We start from the raw sequence: 15937 nt of genomic DNA, 5'->3' as shown, positions 1-15937 counted from the left end.
CCATCCCTCCTTTAGTTTCTGATTCTGCCGAAGCAGTAAAAATGCTGTTGCCAGTAATTCGATTCGATAGAAGCGTAGGAAATGGGGTTTCCGCAGTGGATCATCATACCATTGCCAACATAGATACCAACGTGTGATGCACCGGAGGTATCATAAGTGCCTTGGAAGAAAATCAAATCTCCCGGTTTGGCAGAGCTTTTCGGGATAATGTCGCATACGCCCATCAAACCGTTTGCGGTCAAACGACCAACACTCCAACCGTTTCCGCAGTGATTGATTACATAGGAAACAAATCCGGAGCAGTCAAAGGAGGTAGACGGGCTGCTGCCGCCCCACACATACGGGTATCCCAGATATTTTTCAGCTTCCCGAATCATATTGGCAAATCTTGTGTCTGTCAGCGCTTCGCCCGGAATATCATAATCGGTGTACTCGCCGCCAGGGGTGGCGTAAATGTCATTTCCGAAAATATCCGGTCTGTTGCCCCTTGTCTGAAGCAAAATTCTATATCGCTCCATATCATCTTCCGACAAGCCGGAATTTGAAATCACACTGTTCAAGCCCTTATTTCTGAGCTTCACATTCAGAATATAATATTCGTAATCTTCTTCCTCTGTTGTTGTCTCTCCCGTTTCGGGATCAGTAGAAGATGTTGTTCGTGTACGAATCTCTACTACTTCCGTCAGGGTCAGCTCATATTGTTGCTCAAATAGCCATTGCAGGGTAGCCTGCACCTCATCTCTGGTGTAATCCTCAAACTTCACCGTCAAATACGCCGCCAGCTCATAAGGATTGTGGTTGATTTCATCAAGGTCATACCGGTACTCGTCATATCCGCTATGAGTACGCTCGATATTATTGATTTTATTGCGGAGCGCAGCTTCCAAAGCCTTGTAATCATTGTCCGCACCAATAATATCTTCCTCTTTTGCAGTAAAAGAAGTTCCCAGAATGATCTGTGTGCCGCCTTGGAACATAGCCGAACAAGACGAGAACATCCCTGAGAGTATCATAAAAAGCAGTCCGGCAATCAAAACAAACAGAATCGTTTTAGAGTGTGTGGTGCAGAACTCCGTTACTCTTTCTGTGATGTTCTTGGCTCCCTGAGCTGCTTTGCCCGTTGCCTTGCCTGCACCCTTAGATGCAGAAGCCGTTGTCGAAGCGGTATTCTTACCGGCTTTGGCGGCAGCATATTCTTTCTTGATTGCCCTTTTCTGTTGCCAACGGGAAAAGGGATTGGAACCGGCATCGGGGTTGTCCTTTTTGAACTTCTCATACAGGGCATTTACATTTGCTTTATCTGACTTCTCAACCAGCTTTTCCGCCTTGTCGTAGGCTTTCAGCTTGTGACTGTAAACGGCATGATCGACGGTATAGACAGTGGATTCAACAGCCTTGGTCGTTTCCTGCACAGCCTGAACGCCGATATTATCATCCTCATATTCTGACACCGCCCGATGTGCTTTGGATGTGAGCGTGACTGCGGCACCACGGCTTGCCATGTGCTTTGCCACAGATGGGCGCTCGATTTCCGTAAACTCCGCTTTTTCAAAACGGAGCTTTGCTTTACGGGAACCGGCTGCATCTGTTTCCAGCTTTAGCTTCGGCTTTGCCTTTTTAGAAGCCAATTTGTCTGCCGCTTTTTCAGCCCTATCAACCGCCTTATCTGCACGGTCGGCAGCTTTCTTCACATGAGAATCTGCAAGGTCATCTTCGGTAAAACGGAGTCGTGTAGGTCTTTTCGCCATACATTACGCCTCCTTTTCCTGTGCCACCTCGTTTAACTTCGTGGTCATAATGCGATACAGTTCCAGATCTGTCGGGAATCGGTCAATGAACGGCAGAATCACATTGCCATAGAACAGAAGTCCTTCGCCCTCACCGGAGTTGGTTACATAGGACAGCTGATGCGGCGAAATGTTCAACCGCTGTGCCAGAATACTTCGGTCATCGCTTGCCTGATTCAGCATATAGATGAAATCAGAGTTTTCGAGGATGTTGGCAATCTCCGGGGAACGAAGCAGGTCTTTGACATTCTGAGTAATACCGGTCGGCAAGCCGCCCCATTTACGGAATCGCTTCCAGATTTCTACGGAATAGGTTGCCGTCTGTTCTTCCTTCAGAAGCAGATGGAACTCGTCAATATAATATCTGGTCGATTTACCGGCAGAACGGTTGGCAGTTACACGCCCCCAGACCTGATCCTGAACGATCAGCATACCGATTTTTTTCAGCTGATTGCCCAGCTCCTTAATGTCGAAGCACACCAGACGATTCTGAATATCCACATTGGTTCTGTTGTTAAACAGTTTCAGAGAACCCTTAACATAGATTTCCAAGGCGGTCGCTACATGGTGGGCTTCCTTTTCGTCCTGTTTCAGAAGGGCATCATACAAATCCTCAAGGATCGGCATATTCTCAGGGGCAGGATTGTCGAAATATCTCTGGTAAATCTGATGCACACAACGGTCGATAACCGTCTTTTCGATAGGCTGCAAGCCATCCTTACTGCCCATAATCAACTCACAGAGGGACAGGATAAAATCAGCTTTCAGTGCTACCGGGTTGTCATCCTCAGAGTAGTTCAGGTTGATGTCCATAGGGTTGATATAGTTGGTACTGGAGGAGCTGATTTTTACCACCTGACCATTGAACTTGTGAACCAGAGCCGCATATTCCGCTTCGGGGTCGCAGATGATAATATCGTCATCCGTAACCAGGAACGCATTGGTGATTTCACGCTTTGCGGAAAAGGATTTACCGGAACCGGGAGTACCCAGAATCAGTCCGTTGGGGTTCTTGAGCTTCTTTCTGTCCACCATGATAAGGTTGTTCGACAGAGCATTCAGCCCGTAATAGAGCGTTTCTCCACCATTCTGGAACAGCTCCTGCGTGGTGAAAGGCACAAAAATAGCCGTGGAACTGGTAGTCAGGCCACGACGAATCTCAATCAGGTTTTGTGCCAAAGGCAGGCTGCTCATCAGTCCGGATTCCTGCTGAAAATCCAAACGACGCAGATTGCAGTTATGCTTCTGGGCGATGCTCTGTGCCTGGAACACATTGTTCTCCAGTTCCTGCTCGGTGCGCCCGGTGTTCAGCACCAGAAATGTCACCATGAACATTCGCTCATTCTGGCTCTGCAATTCTTTCAGAAGTGACTTCGCATCTTTACCATAGGTAGCAAGGTCAGATGGGATAATGTCCATGTCATAGCCAGAACGCACAGCCTTTTTCTGTTCCTCGATTTTGGAACGGTCAAGCTCGGTGATGATTCTCTTGATGGTCTTAATCGCCGCAGTCTGGTCAACCGACTGGATGTGCATGGTCACGATCTGCGTGGATTCCATATCCAGAAAATCCGCCAGCATACGATCAGACAGGTCTGATGCCGTAATTGCCAGATAAGACATCGAACCGAAGATACTGCCCATCTGGAAGGTGCGGTTGGTCTTAAAGGCAAACGCCGTCGGAGCAATGAAGTCCTTTACGGACAGCCCGGATTCCACAAGATACTTCCAATCGAAGAAGAACTTATCATTATCACCCATGTGGAACATAGAGTGCATCAGATGCAGCCGCTCTTTGCCGTTCATGGTAGTGGCAATGACACCCAAACGCCGAAAGTTATTGAGCAGATCGTTTTCGATATGGTTGAGTCTCGGCTTTGCCTGCCGCATGGATTCGGCTTCAATGCCGAATGTCAGGTACTTGGTTTTGGTCAAGCCGTTGTTGCCCTGCGCCAACTGCTTTTTCAGCATCTGGCTATACTCGGCACGGACGGGATTGAAGCTGTCCTTCTTGAACGGGATACGGATACTCTTTTCAAAGCTTTCAGCATCGGTACTCAGGTTCATAAAGGAAAGCTCAAAGTGAATGGAGCTGTCAAAGAAATTCAGGAAACTGCACCACTCATCGAAGATGGCAGTCTTATCTTCCTGCTGTGCCAGCTGATAGTTGATGTCCTGAAACTGAATGGTCTTGGTGTAATAACTGTCAGTGACACGGCAGATGCCATCCGGGAACATTCTCTGAAAGGGAATGGACTGCTGTGCAGTCTGCGGAATACCGTTGTCCTTCTTTGCCCGTTCCACAACAGCTTTAATTTCTCGCTGCTGCTTCCGATTCAGATTTGCAGGCATTTTGATGTTTCTTGCCTGTGGCTTCTTTTTGAAAAACAATTCGTTCAACCTCCTTTTCCAGTTTGTACTGACGCATCAAAGCGTCATAATAGTTGTCCGTCTGATAAGGGCGAACCTTGGGACGAACGAATTTGGTCTGAATGAAGTGTTCTACAACCACTTCCAACGGCTGACTATCCTTTTCATACATTGCCAGAAAGAACAACGGTAACATGACGATCATCATGGACAGTGCTGCAAGGCTCACATTTCCGGTTGCTTTGACCAGAAAGAAAATCGGCACTCCGATGAGCGCCGCCGCACCAAAGCAAAGTAACTGCCGTTTCGTCAGATTGAAGAACACTTTTGTTTTTACCCTCGTCAGGTCACGAGGTACGGGAATATACGCTGCCAAACAATTTCCTCCTTCCCTTAGTGAGCGCTGAATACACCCTTCGCAAGCGAACCAGTCTTAAACAGGGTGAAGCACAAAAGGACGGTGTAGCCCATAACACCCCAGATAGAACCGATGATGTCATCACTGAATGCGATAGACTGAATCAGCACCGCATAAATGCCCACGCAGATCATAATCAGGAATCCCTGGAATCCGATTGCAAACAGCGAACGCAGATAATTCTGTCCGATATTGCTCTGTTCTCTGTTTCCAAAAGTGGAAAGCGGAATCGGGGCAAGGCTGACCATCAGATAAATTTCAATCATTCGACCGTAGACGATCACAAAGATGATGATTGCCAAAGCGGACATCGTGACCTGCACGATAAAGGATTGCAGGAACAAGCCGAGCAAAGGACCCAAATCCATTGCCATCAGCGTTTCTTCCATTGTTTCCAATGCCGAAGCATCTATGGCAGTATTTCCGGATATGATACCGGCGCTTGCGTTTATAACGTGCTGTGTCACATCAAACACAGCCATCGTGATATTGAATGTGTTTGTGATTAACATGACCGCAACAAAAGTCTTGAACACCCATTTGAAGAAGATCCAGGTTTCAAAATTTGCCAGATTGTTGTGGTCAATAATCATCTGAATTAGCTCATAACAGGCAATGAAGGTCAGAATCAAGCCTGCGATTGGGATAATCACTGACTCGGAGATGTTTCGTACCATGGCAAAGACACCCGGCGAAAAATTCGCCGGGGTCATGCCAACGGAGGTTGCTATCTCGCCAACCTGGTTGTTGACGGACTCAAACATCCCCGACAGATTTCCCATAATAGCTGAAACGAGCATTTCTTTCAGCCAGTCTGTGATCTGTTGGAGTATGCTGTCCAAAGGCGATTACCTCCTTGTTTTGTGATTAACCGAACAGTCCGGAGAGCAGAGGTACAAGGGTGGTGCCGATGAGGGCAACACCGCCGCCAGCCATGAGCTGCTTCATGCCCTGGGACTTTGCGCCGGGGTTATCGTTGCCGTAGCCCTCAAGCAGATTGATTGCACCCCAGATGCCAAGACCTGCGCCCAGAGCGATAACGAGAGTCTGAAGAACGGTTACTGCGCTATTGAAAAATGCCATAATATTTTCCTCCTAAAATTTGAAATTGTTTTGAGAATAGAAAAAGCCCTCCGTACTACCGGCATCAAAACCGGACGGAAGGCTTAGTTTACGAGAATCTTTTCAAGGAACTCCTCGACGGTTATCACGCCAAGTTTCTGTTCCATTCTGCTTCTTGCATATTCAGTTTCACAATCATATATATCACCACCACCTTTCATAAGAAACAGCCAATACATTGACTGCAACAAATCTTCACGAGAAGCACAGATTGTCGGTGAAAAAACGACAGGTGAAACCTTCAGAACCTCTGCGAGTTTCGCTGTGGTTTCTGCATTAGGGGTTCGAGCGTTTTTCTCATACTGAGCAATACGGACATCCGCTGTTTTCTCGGAATACCCCATCAGGAGTCCAAGCTCTTTCTGGGTAAGGCGGCGAAATCGTCTAACGAACTTCAATCGCTGCCCAATAGAGGTATCCGTGATCCACCAAGTCATTTTTTTTACACCTCGCTTTCTGCAAATTCTCGATATACAACCTCATTTTTTGCTCTGCGCTTGCCTACGGCTTCACTGGGAGCAAGGTCAGGGTAGGTTGCCTGCACTTTCTGTCTGCTTCTGCGGACAGTTTCAAACCCCGGAAAGCTGCGTCTATCCAGTTCCTTCAAAAACACAGGAACCGTCATGGCATGAATGTCGATGCCACGCAGACCGGAATAGTGTTCCAGTACCATCAGGTACAAATGATTGTCGGTATTTCTTGCCTTGTGGTCGTGTTCCAAGATGTTCTTAACCAGGGCAGATACCGTTTTCAGATTTTCCAAACAGAAACCTCCTTAATCCGCATCGACTACCACAAACTCATCACCTGCCTTGAGCTTCAACCTTCGACTCAGAAACTGCTCAATGTTGAACTCATTTCTCTTATCAAAGTCTGATGTGTACTTATAATTGGGGTGCTGCGTCAGATCGTACTTGTCAGAAAGAAACGGTCTGACACCACGCAACTGCAAAATACACTTGCTGCCATCCAGAACCGCAAGCTCATCTACGCTCGCAAGGTCTTTGCCTAACTTCTGATAATTCAAGCCGTAAGACGGGCTGTTACCTCTGGTGTTGGAGGTGTTGTAGGTGTCGATAGTTTCTTTTCCCAATGCCTGATTCAGTTCTTTGAGCGTGGTTGGCTCAGAACCACCCAGGAAAATTCGGGAATCCATGTTGCCGATGATGGTATCGGCATTGTCTTTATAAATGGCTTTCAGCTGTGATTGTGCCTGGAGAACAAGGCAAGCCGATATTTCACGGCTTCGGATTGTCGCTACCAGTTTTTCCAGATTGGGAATCTGACCGATGTTTGCCATCTCATCAATCAAGCAGCGCACATGAACCGGCAGTCTGCCGCCGTACACATCATCTGCTTTCTCGCACAACAAGTTGAACAGCTGTGTGTAAATCATGGAGATCAAAAAATTAAACGTCGCATCCGTATCTGACATAATCAGAAAGAGCGCCGTTTTCTTATCTCCGAGAGTATCCAACTGCAACTCGTCATAGGCAGTCACATCTCTGACCTCCTGAATATCAAAAGGAGCCAGACGAGCGCCGCAGGAAATCAAAATCGACTTAGCGGTCTTGCCGGCAGCCAGCTTGTATTTTTTATACTGACGGACTGCAAAGTGATTCGGCTTTTTCTTTTCCAGGGCTTCAAACATCAGATCCACCGGGTTCTGGAACTCCTCATCATCTTCCCGCACCTCCATTGCGTTCAGGAACTCAATCAGGGTGGAGAAATTCTGTTCCTCAACCGGAGCTTCATAGTGGATATATCCGATCAAGGCACAGTAGAGCAGCGTTTCCGCCTTCGTCCAGAACTCATCACCGGCTTTTCCATCACCCTTTGTGTTGGCAATCAGCGTTGTCACCAGTTTCAGAATGTCTTTTTCTGAATGGATATAGGCAAATGGGTTATAGTGCATCGACTTCTGAAAGTTGATGGTGTTGAAAATCTTGATGGTGTAGCCATGCTTCAAAAGGGCGTTGCCGCACTCAATCACGATGCTGCCTTTCGGGTCAGTGACCACATAGGAACTGTGCATCTGGAGAAGGTTTGGCTTCAACCAAAAGCGAGTTTTACCGGAACCCGAACCGCCGATAATCAGAACATTCTTATTTCGGGCATTGGCAGGATTCTTCGGGCGATTGCTCATCATCAGCCGCTCCGTTTTCGTCAGGATCACATTGTCCTCGAACTTTGGTGCAATAAACGGCTCAATATCTTTTGCCGTTCCCCAACGAGCAGAACCGTACTCAACATTGTGTCGGTACTTCTTTGCGTTTTTGCCTTTTAGATAGACAGCCAGCCGAAGTCCTGCGCCGCAGAGAATACCAATCAGCAAATCCAACGGGTGAAAGCTGGGAAACGGATTGTTCAGGGCTATCGGAAGGGCATGAAAAAAGCTGAGGATTTTCGCAGATGAATCTGCCCCCTCAGCCAATCTCCATGCTTCTCCTAAATTCGTAGCGAACAACCCTACCAGAAAATACGGTAAATTCAGAATCAGGAGCTTTTTCATTTTTCTCTTATCCATCACAGATCACGCTCCTGTTTCTTCTCTCGAACCTTCTTCGGAATCGCTGCGACAATTTCCTTGAACTTCTTCAGCTGCGCCAGAACGCTCGGCTTTTCATTCTTGGTTAATGCCCTTGCCTGATGTTCCTTGCAGATTGCATCCAAAGCATCTGCATCTTTAGAACGGACAAAAACAAGAAACCGGGGAGGATCAACGGACTTATCTTTTCTTACGGCAAAGTCCACGCCATACTTCTTGGCGAGCTTTTCAAAATCACGGATACTCTCTTTGTCGATCTCAACATTCGTAGCACCCTGATTCTGTCCCAAAAGCTGTTTCACGGATTGCTTTCCATGAACGGCAGGGTCTCGTGCCTTTTTCATCTTCACTTTTTCCCGGTGCTGCAAATACTTGCGGATACCGGCAATGATAGTGCGCCCCGTCAGCTTGGTTGTGCTGATCGCCAGGTTTACTGTTCTGTTTTCAACTTCTTCCTGCATGATTCATCACCTCCTGCAAGCAGTAGAGTGAACAGATTATCGTGCCATATCTCTGTGGTCGTAATACAGATTGCCCTTGGCAACTGCGGCATGGCTGATAATCTTGATATTGCCAGCTTTCTGGTTATCCAGAGCCTTCTGATAACCCACATCGCTCAAATACAGGCGATTTCTTTCGCCTTTCCAACCGACAGGCGATTCATCGGTCAGCACATCGAAAATAATCATGTGCTTGGTGGCGTCATCAAATCGTGCCAAGTCCATATAGGTATGTCCCTGGTACTCCTTGGCACCATCCTGAATCCGCTTTCGCTCCATCAGCTCTCCAATCGTCGAATTTCTTTGCATAAGAACCTCCTTACAGAACATCTCGGTCAGGGTTACTTTTGTGGGGAACCGAATCAGCTTTGACAGGTGCATCTTCTTTCTTCACCATGTCATCCGGCAGGGGAAGCGCCATAATGCTGCGCCCCATGCGTACAAAAGTCTCAGGCTGATGAAAGTGTTCCTCAAACTGCTTCATCAGTTCCGGGGACAGAGAACAAAAATCATCCTCGCCCAATCCCACAACCAGAAAATCACCGGCGATAATGTCATAAATATCGCCGTCATCATCACGCAGCGCACGGTTCAGTTCTTTGCCTACGAGTTTACCTTCGTCGTGCATCACCAGTGCAACCGGCTCATTGAACGGATAAGTTGCCTCAATATCGCCACCTACGGCTTTCTGCAAATCCTCCAGCTCACAGCCGATCTGCACAGCCTGCGGATACATGAACGGCTTTACCAGCAACACATTCATGGTATCTGCCTGTTCTTTCTGAACCTCCCGTTCCTCGGTCGTGCCGAACGCAACACCGGTAAAGTTTTCGGAGTCCAGAATGTACTCCGAATTGTAATAAGCGGCTCTAACCTGTTCCTCTGCCGCATCGTGAGATTCTGCTTGCACCGTAACCGTTTTCTCCAAGGTTTCGGTGATCTTCACATCGTATTCTTTCAAGTTTCGATACCTCCGTTTCTTTGGAAATAAGAAAAGCGACCATCCATGAACCTGTTACAGTTCATAAATAGTCGCATCCACATCGGCTAAAAGCTCGAACAAGCAAATATCGTCCAGTTCGCAAATCAGGGAACCCATGTCGAAGAAAATATCGTCCTCGCATTCCACCGTAGTAACCACGCTGCGGTGTTCGTTAAGACAAATGGCTTCTTCCTTGTCCATCGTGATCGTAGACATACAGGACACCACATAGAATGTCATATCTTCTGCTAACCACAGCTCCTTGCTCTGAATCGTGCGAACTTTTTCATCGCCGCTCATATCTTCTACATAGGACAGAAGCCGCACGGCTCTGCTGTTCAGAAGTACCTTTCCCTGATAGTCGATACCCTCACCAGCAGAGGACAATACTCGATACTCGCTAATCATCTCGGCATTTTTCTGAAACGACTTTGCCAGAAGCGCAGGAGAAATATCATCGAACTCCTCACTGTAGTTTACGAGCATATCTACCATATAATCAGGATCGCAAAGGTCGTAGAGTTCTTCCAAAGCGCCCTGAATGTTTTTGGGTGTAAACATTTTTTACCTTACCTTTCCATTGATTTTTCTCTTTTTTTCTGCCATTGCTCCAAAAGCTGAATGATTTTATCCTCCATCTGCTTGTTGGTATAGGACTTCGGGAAGTATTTTCGCAACGAATCCGTTTTGAAGGTTACTCTGTCCAGCTCTCCCTTCTTGATTTCATTCATAATCTCGCACATCGCATCCAGCGTACACTCGCCCTCCTGTGCGAGCTTTTTAATTCGCTGTGCTTGCGAAAGGGAAGGAGCTGCTTGAGCATAATCCATTGCAGAAAGAAAATCCTTCTGTTCTTCACTTGCCAGATAGGAAAGCTCCACCGCAGGATTGAATTTGATCTGACCCGTATCTACCATATCCAGCAGTTCCGGAATCAGTTCGGTCAGACGGATATAACGGTGTACCTGATTTCTGCTTTCTCCTGCCTCCTGACCGACTATATCCATTGCCTGCAACTTCATCCCAACTTGGGATGAAGTTAAATCGGTGCGTTGACCTTGATGTTTAATCGCATCCAGCTTCATCTTATAAGCAAATGCTCTTTCACTCGGCAGGATACTCTCCCTCTGCAAATTCGCATCAACCATCAAAATAATGGCTGCATCATCGTCCAGGTCACGAACAATCGCAGGCATGGTTTCCTTACCCGCAAGCTCCGATGCCCGGTGCCGCCTGTGACCAGAAACGATTTCATAACCACCGTCGGGGTCAGGACGGACAATCGCAGGAGTGAGAACTCCGAAATCTCGGACGCTCTCTGCCGTTTTCATCATTTCTTCATCATCAACCACACGGAAGGGGTGTCCCTCAAAGGGGTGTAGCTCAGAAAGCGGAATTTCCTGCACACGCTCCTGCTGGGCTTCAGCTCTGGATTGATCGGTGGAGAAAATATCATCGTACCCCTTCAAGCTGATGTTTGCGCCTTTTTTCTGCATTGTTTAACACCTCCTTCGTCAGAATTTTATAGGCTTCGGCAACTTTGCCTTTGGGATCATGCTTGAAGATACTGGTTCCCTCTGCGCTGATTTCCTCTGCACGGACAGAGCGGGGAATGTCGGTCTTGTAAACCTTCAGCTTTCCGCCGTAGCTCTCCCGAATCAGATTGCTGATGTCTTTGGAGTAGTTGGTGCGGCTGTCCACCATCGTCAGAAGAATCCCTTCAATCCTCAGTTTCGGGTTGATTTGCCTCTTGACCTTGTTGATGGTTCCAAGCAGCTGTTCCAGACCCTTTGCAGGAAGGTATGCTGCCTGAACCGGTATCAGCACATTGTCGGCAGCTGCCAACGCATTGACGGTCAGCATACCCAAAGACGGCATACAGTCAAGAAGAATGTAATCATAATTCTGTTTGACTGTATCCAGGTATTGCCGGAGAATGGTTTCCCGGCTCATGGCATTGACCAGTGCTACCTCCATACCTGAGAGTTCGATGTTGGACGGCACCAAATCAACGCCCTCCGGATGATGAAGAATCCCTTCATCGGGAGTAATAGGGTTTTCCATCATAATCTTTCCCATCAGATCGGAAAGTGTCGGAGACAGATCATCCGGGCAGGGATTGCCCAAACTGACCGTCAGGGAAGCCTGGGGATCGGTGTCTACCAGAAGCACCTTTTTTCCTTCAAGAGCCAAGCCAACGCCCAGATTCTCGGTGGTGGTGGTCTTTCCAGTGCCTCCTTTCTGATTGACCACCGCAATGATGGTTGCTTTTTTCGACATTTATCGTCACTCTCCTTCCTCTCGCTTCATTTTCAATTTCTTAAATCCTCCTTCCAAATATCCGTGTGACATATCGTGCCGAACAAGAGCATCGTAGTAGGTGTCTATTGTCGTCGGCGCATTGTATATCGTAGTCAGCATATACTGACGGATATTTCTAATCTTTGTGGTGTTCTCCTTGAAGCAGTCCATAACATATCGAATGTGTTCGGCATTCAGTTTCATAAACCGACTGCGGACAATTTCTGCCGGACGCTCCTCTGCACCAATGCGAATCAACGGTCGCTTCGTGCAAACTGTTTCAACGATCAACTCCAGAATGTTATCCAGCATTTCGGAATCGTAAGGGTAATCCTTCTTCAACAAATCCATACTGAGCTGATCCGAGAAATAATCAAAGTATTCTTGATACCGGTCATTCTCGTCCATCATTCCACCATTTCCGGAAGGAAAGATAGAATCAGTATCACTAAATTCAGTATTTTTAATATCAGTATTATTACATTGTGATTTCGGAAGTTCTTGAGTTGTGATTTCCATTGTTCCAGAATTGTGATTTTCACAATTCAAGAGTTGTGAATCCACAGCAGAGATAAAGTTCTTCACATAGATCAGGTTGGGCTTTCCCAAACCCTGGCGCTTACGTTCAATCAATCCTGCTTTCTTCTCAAGTTCACTGAGCAGCTTGATAGCCTTTTGTTCAGCACAGTTCAGAGCCATCTTCGCTTCGTCGATTGTAAAAATGATATACACTCTACCGTTTTTATCTATCCAACCATTCTTGGCAGACAGGCTCATGCGGTCAAGCAAAATGCCATACAGCATCTTGGCATCGGCAGAAATATTCCAGAACCTCTCGTTCGTGAACAACACCTTCGGAACTCGATAGAATGTGAATAGATCGGATTGCTGACCGTAAAAATAATCAAAACTCACACGGCTTCACCACCTTCTTTCTGCGGAAAACTTTCTGTTGTCAGCGGAATGCTGCGGAAAGTCGTATCCGTCTTTTCGTAAGGACATCGGGCAAAATAGTAGAAGCGGTATTCCTGTTCATACACATCCATATCAACGAAGCCCCACTTCACGCATAACCTTCTTCGTACACCAACCAATGCACGGGTGATCTCGCCCATAGGGACAGCCATCACATTCCGACTTGGGTTTCGGCGGCAAAGAGATTAAGTAGTAGCAATTATTTCTACCCAGACGGCAGCCCTTTCTGCCATTCGTCCAGAAGTAGCAGTAATGACAGTCGCTCGGCTTGTCTGCGGTATAAACAGGCTTGCTCAAATAAAACACCTCCAATCTCTTGTATTTGCCCATGGGTTTGGGCATAAAAAAAGAGCGCCTATCCATCCCCAATGCGGGGCAAATAGACGCTCTATGTACATAACGATATTTAATTTTATCTGCTATAACTGCATGGTATTCAAAACATCCGCCTTTTTTGATTAGCTGGATTTTTGGCACGATTTTGGGGCTGATTAGCAGGAAGGGCATTTTCATTAGCAAGAACAGCCCGTTTTCTGCTAAAAATTAGCTGGCGATTTTGTCTTATAACAACCGTTCGATTCTGGAGGGGTTGTCAAAAATCAAATTTTGGAGTAGAATTTTATCTCATACAGTGAAAGAGCTTTTTCGTAGCTTTTTATATAAGAAAAGCCGAAAACCCTTGAAAACAAAGGCTTTCGGCGTTGTTCACTGGCGTCCATAAGAGGATTTGAACCTCCGACCCCACGCTTAGGAGGCGTGTGCTCTATCCAGCTGAGCTATATGGACGTGTCTGATATATGATTATAGCCCGATCAAAGTCGAACTGCAATCCCTTATTTAGTTTTTTTTGAGGTGGCCGTTGTAACGCAACCTTAGGAGGCGACCGCTCTATCCAACTGAGCTACGGGGGCTTATACAGAAAATATTCAATTTTACAGGGCTCCAGGATTCGAACGATTCGATTTTTAGGAGGCGGTCGCTCTATACGACTGAGCTACAGGGGCATATCAAATAGGCAGAAACCATTGTACCTGTTTTCCGCCCTGCTGTCAATGGGAAAGGGCTGCCGCGCAGGCGGCAGCCCTTCGGCGCTCACTGGATGACCCGTACCCGGATCACATTCTCCAGCGCCGTCACCTCGTCGATGACGCACTGGTCCGCCGGGGCGCTCAGGTCCACGATGGTGTAGGCGTAGTCCCCCCGGGACTTGTTGCTCAGGTTCTCCACATTGATGCCGTCCCGGGACAGCAGGGTGGTGATGCTGGCCAGCATGGCAGGCACGTTTTTGTGGATCAGGCACAGCCGGCACACGCCGCTGCGCTCCTGGCTGACGGCGGGCAGGTTTACGCTGTTGCGGATGTTGCCGTTTTCCAAGTAATCCCGCAGCTGGTCCACCGCCATGACCGCGCAGTTCTGCTCACTCTCCGGTGTGGAGGCTCCCAGGTGAGGCATGGCCAGCACGTGGGGCGCACCCACCAGGCGGTTATTGGGGAAGTCTGTGACATAGGCCGCTACCCAGCCGGTGTCCAGCGCCGCCAGCATGGCATCGTCGTCCACGATCTCGCCCCGGGCCAGGTTGATGAACCGGACGCCCCGTTTCATGGCGCCGATGGCCTTGGCGTCGATCATGCGCTCTGTGTCCTTGGTGTAGTGGATGTGGATGGTGATATAGTCCGCCCGCTTGTAGAGCTCGTTGATGTCCTTCACCACATGGATGTGGCGGTCCAGCCGCAGGGCGGCATCCACAGACAGGAAGGGGTCGTAGCCGTACACATCCATGCCCAGGGACAATGCGATGTTGGCGACCAATGACCCGATGGCCCCCAGGCCGATGACGCCCAGCGTCTTCTTGTACAGCTCCGGGCCGATGAAGGCGGCCTTGCCCTTCTCCACTACGGTGGTCACGTCCACGCCGGAGGCCACCTGCTGCCGGACCCACTGGATGCCCCCGTCCACGTCCCGGGAGCCCATCAGCATGGCGCACAGCACCAGCTCCTTTACGGCGTTGGCGTTGGCACCGGGGGTGTTGAATACCACGATGCCCGCCTCGGAGCAGCGGTCCAGGGGGATATTGTTGACGCCGGCCCCGGCCCGGGAGATGGCCAGAAGGTTTTTCGGAAAATCATAGTCCAGCAGCTTGGCGGAGCGGACCAGGATGGCGTCCTCGTCCGTCTCCGAATCGGAGACGGCGTACAGCGCCGGATCCAGGCGGTTCAGGCCGACGGGAGAGATCTTGTTGAATGTTCTGATACGGTACATGGCAGAATGCCTCCATTGGGCGGCCCCAGCGGGTCGCGGTACTTGCGGGGGAACGTGCGGTGCTGGCACCGCTTCCGCCGCAGCATCTTCTATTATAGGTAGAGGCCGCCGTCCCAGTCAATGTGCCGAACCGCCAAATCCACGGCCGGTTGGGCCGAAAGTTTTTGGAGAGGTATTACTTTTGGAACGGCCTGGGAAAATACCCCAAAAGGCAGTTCTGCGCCTCCGGAACTGCCGCTTTCCTATGAAAACTGCGGAATCGTCCTGTTTTTTTGAAAAAGCCCCTGAAAGCAGCTTGCAAAAATCGAGAGAACGGCATATAATGCAAAACTGTGTGCAAATCTCGACCGGCGGCCGGAATCGGACGGCCGGCAGGGAGGCCGCGTGTGTTGATCCGCCGCCCGGCGTACCCCACGTGGCCCCTTCATAGAGAAAAGGAGATGGAAGATGTGCAGAACGAACATTTGAGGAACATCGCCATCAACGCCCACATCGACCACGGCAAGACTGCCCCACAGGGCTGACACCCTGCGGGGATCGTTTGATAGAAATGCCCGGCGGAAGCACCCGCAAGGGGTACGCCACATCCGTAAGGCGGGAAAGCCGCCAACGGCTGTGCAGTGAATTCCGCCTCCGCCAAGGTTTTGCCGCAGGCAAAACACTTGTACGCGCCGC

18 protein-coding genes and 1 tRNA gene are annotated in these 15937 nt (G+C 48.7%); 1 reads left to right on the top strand and 18 read right to left on the bottom strand.

Annotation, left to right across the window (positions count from 1 at the left end; all coding sequences use genetic code 11):
• Window positions 1–11 precede the first annotated feature (11 nt).
• From OCV80_RS11325 to OCV80_RS11240, 18 genes are all read right to left on the bottom strand, one after another.
• The gene (locus OCV80_RS11325; protein WP_002304377.1) at window positions 12–1748 is read right to left on the bottom strand and encodes a C40 family peptidase; all 1737 of its coding nucleotides are present in this window, start codon (window positions 1746–1748) and stop codon (window positions 12–14) included.
• Window positions 1749–1751: 3 nt separating this feature from the next.
• On the bottom strand, window positions 1752–4139 hold the full coding sequence (locus tag OCV80_RS11320; protein WP_002588967.1) for a VirB4-like conjugal transfer ATPase, CD1110 family: 2388 nt from the start codon (window positions 4137–4139) through the stop codon (window positions 1752–1754).
• Window positions 4099–4533, bottom strand: a complete 435-nt coding sequence (locus OCV80_RS11315; protein ID WP_002304375.1) for a PrgI family protein — start codon at window positions 4531–4533, stop codon at window positions 4099–4101. The genes OCV80_RS11320 and OCV80_RS11315 overlap by 41 nt, the downstream gene beginning before the upstream one ends.
• Window positions 4534–4550: 17 nt before the next feature.
• Window positions 4551–5417 carry a VirB6/TrbL-like conjugal transfer protein, CD1112 family gene (locus OCV80_RS11310; protein ID WP_002304374.1) on the bottom strand — a complete coding sequence of 289 codons (867 nt, stop codon included), beginning with the start codon at window positions 5415–5417 and terminating at the stop codon, window positions 4551–4553.
• 25 nt (window positions 5418–5442) lie between these two features.
• Window positions 5443–5658, bottom strand: coding sequence for a Maff2 family mobile element protein (locus tag OCV80_RS11305; RefSeq protein WP_002576404.1), 216 nt, complete (start codon window positions 5656–5658; stop codon window positions 5443–5445).
• A gap of 83 nt (window positions 5659–5741) precedes the next feature.
• Complete coding sequence (locus OCV80_RS11300) at window positions 5742–6134, bottom strand: helix-turn-helix domain-containing protein (protein WP_002304334.1); 393 nt, start codon at window positions 6132–6134, stop codon at window positions 5742–5744.
• A gap of 5 nt (window positions 6135–6139) precedes the next feature.
• Entirely contained in the window at window positions 6140–6460 is a 321-nt protein-coding gene (locus OCV80_RS11295; RefSeq protein WP_002304332.1) for a hypothetical protein, read from the bottom strand.
• Window positions 6461–6472: 12 nt separating this feature from the next.
• Window positions 6473–8224 carry a VirD4-like conjugal transfer protein, CD1115 family gene (locus tag OCV80_RS11290; protein WP_002588968.1) on the bottom strand — a complete coding sequence of 584 codons (1752 nt, stop codon included), beginning with the start codon at window positions 8222–8224 and terminating at the stop codon, window positions 6473–6475.
• On the bottom strand, window positions 8224–8706 hold the full coding sequence (locus OCV80_RS11285) for a PcfB family protein (RefSeq protein WP_002304320.1): 483 nt from the start codon (window positions 8704–8706) through the stop codon (window positions 8224–8226). Before OCV80_RS11285 ends, OCV80_RS11290 begins: the two co-directional genes overlap by 1 nt.
• A gap of 36 nt (window positions 8707–8742) precedes the next feature.
• On the bottom strand, window positions 8743–9054 hold the full coding sequence (locus OCV80_RS11280; protein WP_002304317.1) for a DUF5720 family protein: 312 nt from the start codon (window positions 9052–9054) through the stop codon (window positions 8743–8745).
• A 10-nt stretch (window positions 9055–9064) separates the two neighbouring features.
• Window positions 9065–9706, bottom strand: coding sequence for a DUF3846 domain-containing protein (locus tag OCV80_RS11275; protein ID WP_002588969.1), 642 nt, complete (start codon window positions 9704–9706; stop codon window positions 9065–9067).
• Window positions 9707–9760: 54 nt separating this feature from the next.
• Window positions 9761–10288: a hypothetical protein gene (locus OCV80_RS11270; protein WP_002304315.1), complete on the bottom strand. Its 528-nt coding sequence runs from the start codon at window positions 10286–10288 to the stop codon at window positions 9761–9763.
• Between the two features lie 8 nt (window positions 10289–10296).
• Window positions 10297–11223 (bottom strand): ParB/RepB/Spo0J family partition protein, encoded by a 927-nt coding sequence (locus tag OCV80_RS11265; RefSeq protein WP_002304314.1) that lies wholly within the window; start codon window positions 11221–11223, stop codon window positions 10297–10299.
• Window positions 11180–12007, bottom strand: coding sequence for a ParA family protein (locus tag OCV80_RS11260; RefSeq protein ID WP_002304313.1), 828 nt, complete (start codon window positions 12005–12007; stop codon window positions 11180–11182). Before OCV80_RS11260 ends, OCV80_RS11265 begins: the two co-directional genes overlap by 44 nt.
• Before the next feature lie 6 nt (window positions 12008–12013).
• Window positions 12014–12943 carry a DUF6017 domain-containing protein gene (locus tag OCV80_RS11255; protein WP_002304312.1) on the bottom strand — a complete coding sequence of 310 codons (930 nt, stop codon included), beginning with the start codon at window positions 12941–12943 and terminating at the stop codon, window positions 12014–12016.
• On the bottom strand, window positions 12940–13143 hold the full coding sequence (locus OCV80_RS11250; protein WP_223385014.1) for a hypothetical protein: 204 nt from the start codon (window positions 13141–13143) through the stop codon (window positions 12940–12942). Before OCV80_RS11250 ends, OCV80_RS11255 begins: the two co-directional genes overlap by 4 nt.
• Window positions 13144–13712: 569 nt before the next feature.
• Window positions 13713–13789, bottom strand: a tRNA-Arg gene (locus OCV80_RS11245).
• Between the two features lie 306 nt (window positions 13790–14095).
• Window positions 14096–15262: a phosphoglycerate dehydrogenase gene (locus tag OCV80_RS11240; protein WP_021751363.1), complete on the bottom strand. Its 1167-nt coding sequence runs from the start codon at window positions 15260–15262 to the stop codon at window positions 14096–14098.
• A gap of 386 nt (window positions 15263–15648) precedes the next feature.
• Here OCV80_RS11240 and OCV80_RS11235 point away from each other — a divergent pair, with 386 nt between their 5' ends.
• Window positions 15649–15786, top strand: a complete 138-nt coding sequence (locus OCV80_RS11235) for a hypothetical protein (protein WP_158629787.1) — start codon at window positions 15649–15651, stop codon at window positions 15784–15786.
• The last annotated feature ends 151 nt before the right edge of the window (window positions 15787–15937 follow it).

Source organism: Oscillibacter acetigenes (assembly GCF_025567605.1).
In the GTDB taxonomy this organism is placed as follows: domain Bacteria; phylum Bacillota; class Clostridia; order Oscillospirales; family Oscillospiraceae; genus Oscillibacter; species Oscillibacter welbionis.
Note: the sequence above shows the minus strand (reverse complement) of the source record. Positions and strands in the feature narration are given on the sequence as shown.